Below are 14,548 nucleotides of genomic sequence, written 5' to 3' on the forward strand. Positions count from 1 at the left end.
AAACTTTCCATGCGCGTATTTCATAGGCTAGGATATCAGGTATGATAAAGCGTCTGAAGCGATGTTGAAAACATCTTCTTTATGAACTAAATTTCTCTTTTTCGATCTCATTTTTATTTTAAGGACACACTGTGAGCCAATGGCAACCTGATAGTTGGCGTCAAAAGCCAATATTGCAACAACCTACTTACCAGAATCAACAACACTTGCGCGATGTTGAGCAGAAGCTTAAATCTTATCCACCACTCGTTTTTGCTGCCGAAACGCGACAATTATTTAAAGAGTTAGGCCAAGTAGCTGATGGTAAAGGCTTTTTGCTGCAAGGTGGCGATTGTGCAGAATCCTTCGATGAATTTAATGCGCCTAAAATTCGTGACACGTTCAAAGTAATTTTACAAATGGCTATCGTACTGACTTTCGCAGGTCGCTGCCCGGTAACAAAAGTTGCCCGCATGGCAGGGCAATATGCTAAACCTCGCTCAGGTGATTTAGAAACTATCGACGGTGTGTCGTTACCCAGTTATCGTGGGGATATCATCAATAGCTTTGAATTTACTGAAGCATCGCGTATGCCAGATCCGCAACGTATGTTAGATGCATATCATCGCAGTGCCTCGACACTGAACTTGCTGCGCGCTTTCGCCCAAGGTGGCTTAGCTGATTTGCACCAAGTGAATCGTTGGAATATGGCATTCGTTGAAAACAATCCTCTTAAGGAGCGATATCAAGACGTGGCGCGTCGTATTCAAGATTCCTTAGAATTCATGAATGTGATGGGTATCAATACCAATAACACGCCAACACTACATGAAACCAGTTTATATACTTCTCATGAAGCGCTTTTACTTAACTACGAGCAAGCGCTAACTCGCGTCGATACGTTAACTGATAAATGGTACAACTGTTCTGCTCATATGTTGTGGATAGGTGAGCGCACACGTCAACTAGATCATGCTCATATTGAGTTTTTCCGTGGGATCCATAATCCAATAGGCGTGAAAGTCGGACCAAGCATGCAAGGTGATGAACTAATTCGTTTAATTGATGCGTTAAACCCTGATAATACGTCAGGACGCTTAACGCTAATTACGCGCATGGGGGCTGACAACCTTGAGCAGAAATTACCGGCCTTGTTACGCCGCGTGAAGCAAGAAGGGCGTAATGTAGTCTGGAGTTCAGATCCTATGCATGGTAATACCTTCAAAGCATCAAGCGGGTATAAAACGCGCAACTTTGACGCGATATTACGTGAAATACAACAGTTCTTCGCTGCCCACCGTGCTGAAGGTACGCATGCTGGTGGTATTCATCTAGAAATGACTGGCCAACATGTAACAGAATGTACTGGTGGTGCTTATCAAATTAGCGATGACGATTTAGCACAAGCGTACAAAACCCAGTGCGACCCACGTTTGAACGCAGACCAAGTGCTAGAAATGGCATTTTTAGTTGCTGACCACCTCAAGGTAAGTTAAGGAATCACATTGCGCCCAAAGCCTATCATATGTTATAAATGAAAATAGTTTTCATTTGTATTGATAAGTGAGGGTGCTATGACTCTTTGGGATATTCCGGCAAAAAAATCAGCGCTGATTAGCGGTCTAGATAATTCACTAGTACCGGCGGTAATGAATCGCTTATTGGAAATGGGATTGAGCGATGGTCAAACTGTTCGCTGCCTGCGTCGCAGCCCTCTGCGCGGGCCTCTCGTCGTTCAAATCGGTGATTGCGTATATACTCTTGAGCAAAGTATTGCCGATAAGGTTGCTATCAGCGGCCTCTCTTAATATTCCTCGTTAAACACTGACTTTGGCGTATTCAGCCATAATGCACAGTTATTAGGCATCTTTCTTATTTCTCTTAGCTACTTATTAAGTGGCTTTTTAATCAAGTATTGTAATGAAAAATATAATTTTAGTCGGTAAACCCAACTCTGGGAAAAGTCTGTTGTTTAATCAATTGACTGGAATGCGCCAAAAAGTAGCGAACTTTCCAGGTGTGACCGTTGAGCTTAAAAGCGGAAAGTTTGGAGAATACCGATTGGTCGATTTTCCTGGAGCATATTCCCTCAGTACATTGTCTAGAGATGAAGAGATAGCCGTTGAAAAAATTCATGAAGCCATGCACGACGATAACACCAGCCTCATCGTGTGTAACTTGGATGCCACGCGATTAGAACGAAGCTTGGTGTTTGGTTTACAAGTGCGGGATTTAGCCAAGCAGCATGATAAAGCCCTGATTTTCGCATTGAATATGATTGATGAAGTTGAACGATTTAGTCATCACGTGGATTGCGAGCAGTTAGGAAAAGACCTAGGTGTGGCGGTTTTTCCATTATCTGCAAAAACACTGATTGGGCTACATGAATTTAAAGTTGCTCTCAATGATATCGTTAAACAACCAGAAAAATTTATACCGACCATAAGTGTGGCAGAAGATAACAGCGTATTTAATGTTAGTCGTCTTATCGCCAAGCGGTATGGAATTCACGCGGACATCGTCCTAAAACAACAAAACCGTATTGATAGTTTTTTACTGAATAACGTGTTGGGTGGCATCGCGTTCTTTGGAATTATGTTTTTGCTTTTTCAAAGCATATTTACCTGGGCTACTCCTTTGATGGATGGGGTTGAAAATGTAATTGGTGTGCTTGCACAGATCACTACTTCTGCCATCGGCCCGGGAATAATTAACGATTTTTTGCAAGATGCGCTTTTTGGCGGGTTTGGTTCGTTCCTTGTCTTTGTACCGCAAATTATGGTCTTAACCTTCATTATAGGTTTGCTGGAAGACAGTGGCTATCTTGCTAGAGCTGCATTGATATGTCATAAGCCGTTGAGTTATTTCGGATTATCTGGTCGAAGCTTTATTCCTTACCTTTCGGGTCACGCTTGCGCAATCCCAGCAATTATGGCTGCCCGTACCATAGAGTCGCCTCGTAAACGTTTGATCACTATGATGACTATTCCACTGATGTCATGTTCAGCTCGATTACCTGTTTATGCATTGCTTATTGCCGTTTTGATCCCTGATACTACATACGTAGGCGGGTTCTTTAGTCTTCAGGGAACGGCATTCTTTGTACTGTATTTCTTAGGTATATTTACTGCTTTAACGGTCAGTGTTTTACTTGATAAATTTACTAATAGAGACAGCGATAAGGCTGAAATGCCATTTATTTTAGAATTACCTAACTACCGATTACCGCACTGGAAGCCCTTGATGCTAAGAGTTATCACCAGTGCTAAGCAGTTTATCCGCCGTGCGGGTCCCGTGATCTTTGTCGTGTCGGTTGTTATTTGGTTTTTGGGATATTTTCCAAGCCCTGAGCATGAACTACAAGGTTCATATTTAGCCGTCATCGGACAATGGATCGAACCAATTTTCGAACCATTAGGGTTAGACTGGCGCTATGGCGTTGCTATTTTAGTCTCGTTTCTGGCCCGAGAAGTATTTGTAGGCGCCTTAGGTACGTTATTTGGTATAGAAGGCGCTGATGAAAATATAGCCGGTTTAGCGGCCAATATACAAGCCGATGGACTGACACTAGGGGCAGGCCTAGGACTACTGATATTTTACGTAATAGCGCTGCAGTGCGTCGCTACGGTTGCTACATTGAAGGGCGAAACAGGTAGTAGGAAAATTGCTTGGGGGTTGTTTGTAGGCTACGGTATGCTTGCGTATAGCCTCGCATTTATCGTTTCCCATATATTTTAGAGCTTATAAAATTGTCGTTTTATTCGTGAGGAACAGCCTGTCGATTCTTACCCAGTGGACAGGCTATAATTTATTGATGTTGAATGTTCACTGAAGCAGTGATTTATCAATTTCGAAGAATTCATCACATGCATTAATTAACGAATTTGCGGTCAAAGATGGCACACCATACACTTGGGTATTAACCTTATGTTTGTCTTTTATTGCTTTTAGCAGTAAGTCAAAATCGCCATCCCCTGAAAGCAATACGACAAGATCTACATGCTCTGCAGCGTAGAGTACGTCTATAGTAATACCCACGTCCCAATCCCCCTTTGCTGAGCCATCACTGCGCTGTATAAAAGGTTTTAACTTTACGTTAAATCCAATATGTTTCAACGCCGCTTGAAACTTTTGCTGTTGAGCATCATGGCGTTCAGTTGCATAAGCATTGGCTATTACAATTTCGCCTTGTGCACTCAGGTGTTGCCAGAATTTACGATAATTAAATTGCTTTTGATATGCGTCTCGTGTGGTGTAATAGATATTCTGCACGTCTACAAAGACAGCAATTTTAGTGGCCATAGATGTTTCTAATAATATAGGTACCGATTTGTGATAATAACACTAAACATTCCTAAAATAGCTATTGTGTTTATTTTCAAACTACTGTAATGTCCGGTCTTGCTTATGAATCAACCTCCGCATTTATAAGCATTGCTGCCATTTCGGTAGCTTGTTAATGTCTTGTCTTACCTTGATCCAGTCAGCCAGCATTTAAAAAAACAAAAATATTAAGCTGAATTATTGAAAGGCGAATGAGCGAGCATATGCTTGCTATTTATCACTCCTAGACTTATATAAAGTCGCAAAGTAATCGTCAAATCTAATAGTGAAGCTTCGTTGAATTTCGCGCGTTAAAATATCGCGCTAATTGAAAGAGAGTTTTATTATGTCTTATTTATATAACGGTTCGCAGATCCGTGTTTCGCACCCAGTGCATTCTATTTCTGTAAACAAACAAAGCGTGGCATTTGCCGACAAACAAGGTCGTCAAAATACTAAATTTGCTAATGCAATTGAAGCCAAGCAATTTGTTAAATGGTTAGTTAACGCCTAATCAAAAATTAAGGTCTTAATGTCCTAAATTCATAAAAAAAAGCCTGAGTCACATTAATGTCACTCAGGCTTTTTTGTGTCTGTGGATAAATATCTTATCCCCAGACACTGACGTAAATAACCTATTTAGCCGTAGCTAAGCTTTCTAAATAACTTTCGTAATTTCCACGGAAATCTACGATGCCATTAGGCGTAATCTCAATTATACGAGTGGCAACTGACGATACGAATTCACGATCGTGACTGACAAATATTAGCGTGCCAGCATAATTTTCTAACGCCATATTCAATGATTCAATGGATTCCATATCCATATGGTTAGTGGGTTCATCCATAACCAGAATGTTTGGCCGCTGAAGCATTAGCTTGCCAAACATCATTCTGCCTTGCTCGCCTCCTGATATCACTTTAACTGATTTAGTAATTTCATTTTGTGAAAATAATAACCGACCTAAAGTACCGCGCATGACTTGTTCATCATCACCTTCTTGCGCCCATTGATACATCCATTCCATTAAGGTCATTTCTTTTTCAAATTCGTGGGCGTGATCTTGCGCATAATAGCCAATGTTGGCATTTTCAGACCACTTCACTTCCCCAGCAGTTAAATCGGTATCACCGACTAAACATTTCAACAAGGTTGTTTTACCCAAACCGTTTTCACCGATAACAGCAATGCGTTCACCGACTTCAACCATCAAATTTAAACCGTTATACAATTCGTTTTCATACGATTTATACAGGCCTGACACTTCAAGTGCTAAGCGATGTAGTTTCTTCGTTTGTTCAAAGCGTATGAACGGTGTTTGTCGGCTAGAGGGTTTAATATCATCTAATTTAATTTTATCAATTTGCCTAGCGCGGGAAGTCGCTTGTTTAGATTTAGACGCATTTGCAGAAAAACGGCTTACAAATGTCCTCAATTCGGCAATTTGTGCTTTTTTCTTGGCATTGTCTGAGACCAAGCGTTCTCGGGCTTGGGTTGACGCTGTCATGTATTCGTCGTAGTTGCCAGGGAAAAGGCGGATTTCGCCGTAATCCAAATCTGCCATATGTGTACATACACTGTTCAAAAAGTGACGATCGTGCGAGATGATGATCATAGAGCAATTACGCTCATTAAGGACATCCTCAAGCCATCGAATGGTATTGATATCCAAGTTGTTGGTTGGTTCATCAAGTAACATAATGTCAGGATCAGAGAAAATAACCTGAGCGAGCAATACGCGCAATTTCCAACCTGGAGCAATTTCGCTCATGGGGCCATAATGCTGCTCAACAGGAATACCGACACCGATCAGTAATTCACCCGCTCGTGCTTCGGCGGTGTAACCGTCCATCTCCGCAAACTCTGACTCTAAATCGGCAACACGAATACCATCCTCTTCTGTCATCTCAGGATTTGCATAAATTGCGTCACGTTCTGCTTTCACTTTCCACAGCTCAGTATGTCCCATCACTACCGTATCAATTACGCTATACTGTTCGTAAGCAAATTGGTCTTGTTTCAATTTACCAATGCGCTCACCGGGATCAGTGGAGACATTACCTGCCGATTGCTCTAAATCGCCCCCTAATATTTTCATGAAGGTTGACTTACCACAGCCATTGGCGCCGATTAGGCCATAACGATTTCCGTTACCAAATTTAACTGAGACATTTTCGAACAATGGCTTTTCGCCAAATTGCATAGTGATGTTTGCGGTCGTTAACAATGTTTTCTTCCGAGTATTTAAGGTGAAAAGTGTTATTCCTAGCCATTAATATGCCTCTTGTCTGATGTTGCTATTGCAATTCAGTTTCTAAGAAAGAAGAGGCGACTTGAGGAAAAATTCGGCGCATATTATGCCACAATTATCGGTAGCTCGGCTAACTTTAGCCCGAATTACCGATATTTTTATGACAAACGGCGGATAAATTTCGAGACAACAAATTAAATTAATACAATTACCGATTAAGTATTGCATAGGTAAAGAATCAAAATAACAACAAAGACGGTATAGGGGGCAATCAAGGGGCAAGATAACGCACTGAGTAATTAATAACGCAATTGGAAGCCGTGCGGTTTTTTCCGCAAGCGCTCAAAAGCGGTAGCGGAAAAGACCTATCGACATTAATAATTACCTTGTGTGGTTCTTACTCATCAAGGGAAGTATTGAAGTCTTCAGATAACTCAAAATCACCGGTTACCTCGCTGACATGATTATCTAAAAAGTGAATTTTTAGTTCTTTACGAAAGTCTTTACCGCGCTTGCTCATACCTCGTTTCATTTGATACAAATAATACCAAGTGTCATGATCAAACGAGTCTTCAACAACAGGCTTTCCGAGCACATATTCAACTTGCTCTTTGGTCATATTTACACGCAATTTTTCAACATCACGCTCATCTAAAAAGTTACCCTGAGGAACGTCAATTCGATAGATCCAGTCGGCACAGGCAGACAACATCAATGCGGCGGCAATCACCACCAATAAATTTCTAAACTTCATTCTTTTTTAATATCTCAGCTGTTAGGAAAATAATGACCCTGCAGGTAATTCGCTAAAGGCCGTTAGGCGAAGCATCCTAACTCAGCCAAGACAGCCTAATCAATGCATAATTGTTAAGAATTACTGATTTGTAGTAACTCTTTGGCGTTGGCGAGTGCAGAATCTGTCAATTTGTCACCTGCTAATAGACGTGCCAACTCCGCAATTCGTTCATTTTCTTGCAAAGAAATCATATGAGTTTCAGTGGTTTTCTTATCACTGAACTTAGTCACAAACATTTGATTGTGCGCGCGAGCCGCTACTTGAGGCAAATGAGTCACACATATAACCTGACAAGTTTCACCTAACTTACGCAGTAACTGACCCACTACAGATGCCGTTGAGCCACTAATACCGGTATCAACTTCATCAAAAATCATGGTTGCTACTTGGCTACTGTGTGAACTAATTACCTGAATTGCTAAGCCGATACGTGACAACTCTCCACCGGACACCACTTTTTCGATTTTATCGAGATCTTGACCTTTGTTGGTCGAAACTTTGAAATGTACGCTATCTAAACCTGACTTCTGCGGGGCACTTTGCGCTAAATGTTCAACTTCTATCTTAAACACTGCGTCACCCATATTCATCTTATGAATTTCACACTCGACTCGTTTTGCTAATTTACTTGCTGCTTTATTACGAGAAAGGCTGAGCTTTTCAGCACTTTGGAAATATAACTTCTCAAGCGCCAACAATTCATCTTTCATGCTATCAAGAAGCTCATCATCATTAGATAACTGAGACAATTCCTGCACTAAGCTTTGATGATGCGCATACAAGGCTTCAGGTTGTACCTGATGTTTCCTTGCTAAGTCTAAGGCTTGAGAATAACGCGCCTCAACCTGTTGCATTTTCATTGGATCAATTTCTAACTGCTCGGTGTAGTGTCTAAGCTCTTGAGCGGCTTCATCAATCTGGATGCTCGCTTCAGTTAACAAACCTAAGATGGGGGTAAGCGTAGGATCGTGTTCTTGCAATTCGCTGAGTATATCTATGCTGTTTTGCACTGCTGATAAGGCATTAAAATCATCAGCTTCATAGAGTTGATGAAAGGTTAATTGAGTTTGTTCAAGTAACGTTTGGCTATTACTGAGTTTCTTGTGCTCTATTTCTAGCTCAAGAAATTCGTCATCAGCAATGGCAAACTCATCAAGCTCAGTAACTTGATACGACAGCAGTTGATAACGGTCTGTTCGTTGTTGTTGTCCAGCTAACAGCTCTCGGTAATGTTTCTGTTTTTGTTGAAGTGCGCCATAATGCTGTGCAACATTAGCTAGTAGGGAAGGGTGTTCGGCAAAATTATCGAGCAAATCTCGTTGAGTCTCTGCCTTCAATATTTGCTGATGAGCATGTTGCCCATGAATACTTAGTAAATATTGGCCTAGGTTTTTGAGTTGCTGCAATGGAACTGCGGTACCATTAATAAAGGCTTTTGAACGTCCTTCGCTAGATATAACACGTCTAATTAAACAATCGTTTTCGTCGTCTAGTTCTTGTTCTTGTAGCCATTTCTGAGCAAGAGGCAAATTTGCCACATCAAAAGTGGCGCAGACTTCAGCTTTACTCGCACCCGTGCGCACAAAGCTAGCATCGGCTCTATCCCCAAGACACAAGCCTAAAGCATCAACAGAAATAGACTTACCAGCACCGGTTTCGCCTGTCACTGCTGTCATGCCTAGCGCCAAATCGATATCTAAAGATTTAACCACCGCGAAATTACGAATTGAGAGATGAAGTAACATACACAACACATGTTTAAATATACAGTAGCTGTAAATATATACATATTTTTGATGCTGTCTAGTAGTTGCCTAAAATTTATTCTAGTGTAGATGTTTAGTAGAGTTTACTACCCCAGCCTAATTTGGTGCGCAACACGTTGAAATAGTTATAATCTTTGGGATGAATTAACGATAGTTTTGCTGGGTTTTTGCGAATAATTATTTCATCACCAGGTAAGACCGTCAGTACGATGTGGCTGTCACAACTAACCTGGAGGTTGTCTCTATTTTCTGGCGATACTTTTATTCGTACTGTGCTATTCGCATCGACAACTATTGGGCGAGCACTTAGTGTATGGGGGAACATAGGCACCAAACTGAGGGCATCTAAGTTTGGAGTGAGGATAGGTCCTCCGCCAGATAAAGAATAGGCCGTTGAGCCTGTAGGGGTAGCAACAATTAGTCCATCGGAACGTTGACTAAAGACGAAATTTTCATCCAAATAGACTTCAAATTCCATCATATGAGCAACTTTTCCATGGTGCATTACCACTTCATTAACCGCAGAATTTGTACTTTGTAACTGACCGTCACGGTAAACTTCTAGCTCCAATAAAAAACGTTGTTCAATTTGGCAATCACCGTTAAATATCGTGTCTAATTGACGCTCAATATCATCTGGGTTTATGTCGGTCAAAAAGCCCAAGTTACCACGGTTAATGCCCACTACCGCAACATTGTGTTTAGCGAGTACCCTTGCTGCTCCAAGCATATTTCCGTCACCACCGACCACTATAGCTAAATCTGCCTGGGTGCCTATTGTATCGAGATCGGCTATTTCAAAGCCATTGCCTGTTAATTGTGATGCGCAACTTTGCTCTACGATCACTCTGCAGTCCTTTTGTTTAAGATAAACAATCAGCGCTTGCAAGCTTAAATTGGCTCCTTGATGGGCGTGTTTGCCTATCAATCCGACGGTGTGAAAACCCATAGTAACTCATTAAAATAGCTGATTTAGGATAGTATAATCATCCCCAGTGGTGAAAGTCATAACTTTTTATGTCTATGATTTTTCTATGGGTTCTAATGATTAATTTATAGGCGATGTGCAATCACTTTGTATCATCGTCAAGGTAACGATATTTATTTTACGGGTAATTATCTGCATATTGCGTGTATTGATGCTTTTTTTCTTGTCGTCGTTCTCTTATAGTGCATCTAATTCAATAAGTTATAAGATTTATCCATGGGCCCATTAATGTTAGATGTCGCAGGTTGTGAACTTACACCTGACGACAGAGAGTTACTCGACCATCCCCTTGTAGGTGGCGTTATTTTGTTTAGCCGCAATTACTATGACCAAAAACAATTAGCGGAACTGATCGGACAAATACGTCTGTCGGCACGCAATAACATATTAATTGGGGTGGATCATGAAGGTGGCAGAGTGCAGCGTTTTCGCCACGGTTTTAGTGCCATTCCCGCCATGGGGGAAATTTTCAATAGAAGTCATGAGGTTATGGCTAAGGCTGAGCAATACTGTGACACGTTTGGTTGGTTAATGGCGGCTGAATGTTTAGCATTTGATATCGATTTGAGCTTCGCGCCAGTGCTTGATTTAAACGGCGTGTCAGATGTTATTGGCGATCGTTCATTTCATCGCAAACCTGAGCCGCTGATTAATTTGGCCAGTCACTTTATTAAAGGTATGCATCGTGCTGGTATGAAGGCCACAGGAAAGCACTTTCCGGGTCACGGCAATGTCAAAGAGGACTCTCATATCGCGATGCCCGTCGATGGGCGTAGCTTAGCGCAAATCACCGAACTTGATATGCGTGTTTTTACTGAGTTGCATGCTAAAGGTTTATTAGACGGCATTATGCCAGCCCATGTAGTCTATCCCGAGGTGGATGATATGCCTGCTGGATTTTCTAAGATATGGCTGCAAACTTACTTACGAGAAAAAATGAATTTCGACGGTGTGATATTTTCTGATGATTTGTCTATGCAGGGTGCAGCATTTATCGGTGATTTCGCGGCACGAGCAAAAGCGGCTATGCACGCCGGTTGCGATATGGTGTTAGTGTGTAATAACCCAGATGCCGCAGCACAGGTAATCGATAGTTTACCCAGTGATACTGCTAGCAATCCCCGTTTGGCTCGATTAGCTAAAGTACCGTGTGGCGATTTTACCGCTTTAAAAAATTCACAGGAATACTCATCTGCGCAGCGTAAGTTGGCTGAATATTACGATTAGTCTTCTGTTTGAAAAATGGTTACTCAAAGTACAAGTGTGCAGGGCTGATGGTTAGTCCGTTACCACAGCACTTAGCGCTAAATTAAGTAGGATACGAATATTATGCATTTAACCCGGCAGCACTTTATATTGATTGGCCCTTTGCTCGCCATCGGATTTTATGCATTTTTACGTTACACGAACGTGGATTATCTGCCTGCGGTAACTGCTGCCATTACCACCTTAACGGTTATTTGGTGGGTAAGCGAAGCAATACCTATTCCAGCGACATCTATTGTACCTTTTGCTTTATTGCCTTTGTTTGGTGTGCTTGATCACGCAACGGCTGCTTCAGCCTTAGGTAGTCATGTAATTTTGTTATTAATGGGGGCGTTTATGCTCTCAACGGCGCTTGAGCGCAGTGGCGCTCATGAACGATTAGCTGTCTATATGGTACGAATGGTCGGGGTCAGCAGCGGCCGGCGTCTGGTTATGGGCTTTGTGCTAGCCACAGGTTTTCTCAGTATGTGGATATCAAATACTGCCACCGTGCTGATTATCCTACCAATGGCATTAGCAGTGTTATCACATGTAGATAACCCCAAATTAAAAGTTGCGCTTATTCTAGGTATTGCTTATTCAGCAAGTGTAGGCGGCCTTGGGACTTTAATTGGAACCCCGCCTAATGTGATATTTGCCGGCATTTATCAAGAGCAAACCGGACAAGAGTTTGGTTTTCTGGCGTGGATGAAAGTGGGAATTCCCGTTGTTGTGGTGTGTTTGCCGATTATTGCCTTGTGGCTGACGCGCAATGTCACACTTGAGCAGGACATAGAATTACCTGAACTAGGCCCGTGGCGTAAAGAAGAGTCTCGGACCTTATGGGTTTTTGGTTTAACCGCATTAGCATGGATCACGCGTAACGAGCCATTCGGTGGCTGGAGCGGTTGGTTTGATATCTTTTATGCCGGCGACAGCACTATTGCGCTTACGGCCGTTGTGGTGATGTTTATTGTGCCAAATGGCAAAGGTAACCGCTTATTAGATTGGGAAACGGCTAAGTCGATCCCTTGGGGGATATTGTTACTGTTTGCTGGTGGTATTGCATTAGCGAAAGGATTTAGTGCATCTGGCTTAAGTCAGATTTTGGGTGATTGGTTACTTGGTTTAACCAGCTTGCCGTTAGTTATGGTTATTTTGGCCATTTGTTTAATTGTGACTTACCTCACTGAAATCACCAGTAATACAGCAACCGCAACCTTGCTTATGCCGATTTTAGCTGTGGCTGCTGTGTCATCGGGTAACGACCCTGCATTATTTATGATCCCCGCCGCTATGGCTGCAAGTTGTGCCTTTATGTTACCCGTCGCTACTGCCCCGAATGCTATTGCTTATGGCACCGGTGAGATTGAGATAAAAGATATGGTTAAGGAAGGGGCCATTTTGAGCTTTTTGATTTCAACGATTGTGGGTCTAATATGCTTTGCACTGTTGCGTTAATATAGCCAATAGTTAGACCGTCACTTCACTCTGAACACGGGCATGCCGTACAAATATTCCAAACAACATGAATACATATTGTGCAAAGCTATCTTTATTATTGCTAATTTGGTGCAATAAAATCAGACACTTACCCTCAATCCCTTAATTAACGGGATACGCCTCTATGGCATTAATACTGCACAGAGTAGCCCCGCAAAGCATTAGGGCTAGGCTCAGATGTATATTAGTCAGTTAATTTAAGGAGTCAGTATATGATGAAAGTAATTGGGGTAGCGTTTAGCTTATTTATGGTTGGTAATGTGCATGCTGAAACGTTTGACTGGGGCGCCTTAAAACTTAGTCGCATTGATCTACAATTGCCTTTGCTTACGGTACAAGGTGAAAACGGGCTACTAGCCTGTGGCTATGTTGACGTTGACACGTGTAATAAAACCGGCGAAGCATGTGCCATTGTATCTGGCGTGCGTACTCATGATGATATGCTGACAAAACCAGTACTGGCTGTATCAAATGCGGCTCGTTTATTAGGCGTAGAGATGGGTATGACCGGCACACAAGCATTGGAATTAATGCGTTAATTTATTAAGATTATTATTTATAACTAAGCTTTTTAACTCCCAGCGTGAGGCGTTTAGCATAAGTGCCTCACGCTGGGGTGATATCATAATTAACCAACAACTGCGCTATCAATATTTACCACCGAAGGGTGACGGTACTTTGTGTCTAACAGTGTACCTCGCCAACTGTTATCAGCATGAGCGTTAGCGGTGGTTTCTCGTATTAATTCAAACACGGCGGCTACTGCGGCATTTTTTCGTTGATGATCTGATAATCGTAAATACACATCGCGTTTTAATTCAGGTTGAATAATCTTAATGGCTCTTATTTGCTTACTCGCTTCTAAATGACAAGTGGCAGATGACGGGTAAATGGCTAAGCCAAAACCTTGTGAAACATAATGTAAGGTCGTCATTAACTGACCAAATGCGTTTCTCGTTTTAAGTTTAATCCCTAAGTTGTCAGCTTCAGCGGTTAATAACACTGGTAGAGCGTCTCGTCTATCGGGCATAAATAGCTCGTAGTCTTGTAATGACTCAAAGGGAATGGAACCGTACAATGACAATTCGCTATAACTGGGGTTTTTCGGGCGAGGGGATATGTATAAATACAATTTCTCGCTTAACAGGGGCAAGGTGGTTGCCGCGTTTTTATTCAGTTCTGCGTTGTAGCATAAGGCGATATCTATTTTCTGATCTGCAAACCAATTTTCTACCTTATAAGATGGTCCGACCCTAAACGCTAGTTCAACATTAGGGAAACGATGTTCAAGTTCAGTTTGTAATTGGATCGATAATACATTGCAGATAGATTGACTCAGGCCTACAACCACTTTGCCTTTACATTGGGTTTGCTGGCCAATAATCTCCAGTTTCGCCTTGTCTATTTGATTTAAAATAAGCCGGGCGTGTTCTTCAAATTGCTCACCTGCGGTGGTCAAAGCAACACCACGAAAATTACGTTCGAACAGTTTTATTTTCAGTTCGTGCTCTAAATTTGCAAGTTGTAAACTGATTGCGGGTTGGGCCACGTCTAAAATTTTTGCTGCGCCTGATATGCTTCCTTGCTCTGCAGTTGCTAAAAAATATTCTAATTGTTTTGTGTTCATCACATTGTCCAAATTAACCTAGTGTTTTACATAAAGTATTTTTGCTACTGATCGATAAACTGCAAGCAT

The 14,548-nt window shown here is 41.8% G+C and carries 13 protein-coding genes; 7 read left to right on the forward strand and 6 right to left on the reverse strand.

Features of this window, described 5'->3' with window-relative positions; translation table 11 throughout:
• Window positions 1–131: 131 nt before the first annotated feature.
• The 3 genes from GQR89_RS07525 (at window position 132) to GQR89_RS07535 (ending at window position 3,717) form a co-directional block, all read left to right on the forward strand.
• Window positions 132–1,475: a class II 3-deoxy-7-phosphoheptulonate synthase gene (locus GQR89_RS07525; RefSeq protein WP_158769477.1), complete on the forward strand. Its 1,344-nt coding sequence runs from the start codon at window positions 132–134 to the stop codon at window positions 1,473–1,475.
• Between the two features lie 78 nt (window positions 1,476–1,553).
• Window positions 1,554–1,787, forward strand: coding sequence for a FeoA family protein (locus GQR89_RS07530; RefSeq protein ID WP_158769478.1), 234 nt, complete (start codon window positions 1,554–1,556; stop codon window positions 1,785–1,787).
• Between the two features lie 112 nt (window positions 1,788–1,899).
• Window positions 1,900–3,717 carry a ferrous iron transporter B gene (locus tag GQR89_RS07535; RefSeq protein WP_158769479.1) on the forward strand — a complete coding sequence of 606 codons (1,818 nt, stop codon included), beginning with the start codon at window positions 1,900–1,902 and terminating at the stop codon, window positions 3,715–3,717.
• 87 nt (window positions 3,718–3,804) lie between these two features.
• Here the strand turns inward: GQR89_RS07535 and GQR89_RS07540 are convergent, their stop codons facing one another.
• Window positions 3,805–4,281, reverse strand: a complete 477-nt coding sequence (locus GQR89_RS07540; protein ID WP_158769480.1) for an NYN domain-containing protein — start codon at window positions 4,279–4,281, stop codon at window positions 3,805–3,807.
• 367 nt (window positions 4,282–4,648) lie between these two features.
• Between GQR89_RS07540 and GQR89_RS21305 the strand changes: the two genes are divergently transcribed.
• On the forward strand, window positions 4,649–4,816 hold the full coding sequence (locus tag GQR89_RS21305) for a hypothetical protein (RefSeq protein WP_199271386.1): 168 nt from the start codon (window positions 4,649–4,651) through the stop codon (window positions 4,814–4,816).
• Between the two features lie 121 nt (window positions 4,817–4,937).
• Here the strand turns inward: GQR89_RS21305 and GQR89_RS07545 are convergent, their stop codons facing one another.
• The 4 genes from GQR89_RS07545 to nadK form a co-directional block, all read right to left on the reverse strand.
• Window positions 4,938–6,530, reverse strand: coding sequence for an ABC-F family ATPase (locus GQR89_RS07545; RefSeq protein WP_158769481.1), 1,593 nt, complete (start codon window positions 6,528–6,530; stop codon window positions 4,938–4,940).
• A gap of 421 nt (window positions 6,531–6,951) precedes the next feature.
• The gene (locus GQR89_RS07550; RefSeq protein ID WP_158769482.1) at window positions 6,952–7,308 is read right to left on the reverse strand and encodes an outer membrane protein assembly factor BamE; all 357 of its coding nucleotides are present in this window, start codon (window positions 7,306–7,308) and stop codon (window positions 6,952–6,954) included.
• Between the two features lie 113 nt (window positions 7,309–7,421).
• Window positions 7,422–9,095: a DNA repair protein RecN gene (gene recN, locus GQR89_RS07555; RefSeq protein WP_158769483.1), complete on the reverse strand. Its 1,674-nt coding sequence runs from the start codon at window positions 9,093–9,095 to the stop codon at window positions 7,422–7,424.
• A 94-nt stretch (window positions 9,096–9,189) separates the two neighbouring features.
• A complete protein-coding gene (gene nadK / locus GQR89_RS07560; protein ID WP_158769484.1) occupies window positions 9,190–10,065 on the reverse strand; it encodes an NAD(+) kinase in 876 nt (291 codons plus the stop codon).
• A gap of 267 nt (window positions 10,066–10,332) precedes the next feature.
• Here nadK and nagZ point away from each other — a divergent pair, with 267 nt between their 5' ends.
• The 3 genes from nagZ (at window position 10,333) to GQR89_RS07575 (ending at window position 13,391) form a co-directional block, all read left to right on the forward strand.
• Window positions 10,333–11,331 (forward strand): beta-N-acetylhexosaminidase, encoded by a 999-nt coding sequence (gene nagZ / locus GQR89_RS07565; protein ID WP_158772180.1) that lies wholly within the window; start codon window positions 10,333–10,335, stop codon window positions 11,329–11,331.
• Between the two features lie 102 nt (window positions 11,332–11,433).
• Window positions 11,434–12,810: a DASS family sodium-coupled anion symporter gene (locus tag GQR89_RS07570; protein WP_158769485.1), complete on the forward strand. Its 1,377-nt coding sequence runs from the start codon at window positions 11,434–11,436 to the stop codon at window positions 12,808–12,810.
• A 254-nt stretch (window positions 12,811–13,064) separates the two neighbouring features.
• Window positions 13,065–13,391: a YunC family protein gene (locus GQR89_RS07575; protein ID WP_158769486.1), complete on the forward strand. Its 327-nt coding sequence runs from the start codon at window positions 13,065–13,067 to the stop codon at window positions 13,389–13,391.
• Between the two features lie 89 nt (window positions 13,392–13,480).
• Here the strand turns inward: GQR89_RS07575 and GQR89_RS07580 are convergent, their stop codons facing one another.
• Window positions 13,481–14,479, reverse strand: a complete 999-nt coding sequence (locus tag GQR89_RS07580) for a LysR family transcriptional regulator (protein ID WP_158769487.1) — start codon at window positions 14,477–14,479, stop codon at window positions 13,481–13,483.
• Window positions 14,480–14,548 lie beyond the last annotated feature (69 nt).

Origin of the sequence: Paraglaciecola sp. L1A13 (assembly GCF_009796745.1) — a bacterium.
In the GTDB taxonomy this organism is placed as follows: domain Bacteria; phylum Pseudomonadota; class Gammaproteobacteria; order Enterobacterales; family Alteromonadaceae; genus Paraglaciecola.

What these genes read in the sequence shown, in the direction of transcription:
- nagZ (WP_158772180.1), top strand. Translation starts at nt 10,333, where the DNA reads ATGTTAGATGTCGCAGGTTGTGAACTTACACCTGACGACAGAGAGTTA.
- GQR89_RS07535 (WP_158769479.1), top strand. Translation starts at nt 1,900, where the DNA reads ATGAAAAATATAATTTTAGTCGGTAAACCCAACTCTGGGAAAAGTCTG.
- nadK (WP_158769484.1), bottom strand. Translation starts at nt 10,065, where the DNA reads ATGGGTTTTCACACCGTCGGATTGATAGGCAAACACGCCCATCAAGGA.
- GQR89_RS07575 (WP_158769486.1), top strand. Translation starts at nt 13,065, where the DNA reads ATGATGAAAGTAATTGGGGTAGCGTTTAGCTTATTTATGGTTGGTAAT.
- GQR89_RS07550 (WP_158769482.1), bottom strand. Translation starts at nt 7,308, where the DNA reads ATGAAGTTTAGAAATTTATTGGTGGTGATTGCCGCCGCATTGATGTTG.
- GQR89_RS07570 (WP_158769485.1), top strand. Translation starts at nt 11,434, where the DNA reads ATGCATTTAACCCGGCAGCACTTTATATTGATTGGCCCTTTGCTCGCC.
- recN (WP_158769483.1), bottom strand. Translation starts at nt 9,095, where the DNA reads ATGTTACTTCATCTCTCAATTCGTAATTTCGCGGTGGTTAAATCTTTA.
- GQR89_RS07530 (WP_158769478.1), top strand. Translation starts at nt 1,554, where the DNA reads ATGACTCTTTGGGATATTCCGGCAAAAAAATCAGCGCTGATTAGCGGT.
- GQR89_RS07580 (WP_158769487.1), bottom strand. Translation starts at nt 14,479, where the DNA reads ATGAACACAAAACAATTAGAATATTTTTTAGCAACTGCAGAGCAAGGA.
- GQR89_RS21305 (WP_199271386.1), top strand. Translation starts at nt 4,649, where the DNA reads ATGTCTTATTTATATAACGGTTCGCAGATCCGTGTTTCGCACCCAGTG.
- GQR89_RS07540 (WP_158769480.1), bottom strand. Translation starts at nt 4,281, where the DNA reads ATGGCCACTAAAATTGCTGTCTTTGTAGACGTGCAGAATATCTATTAC.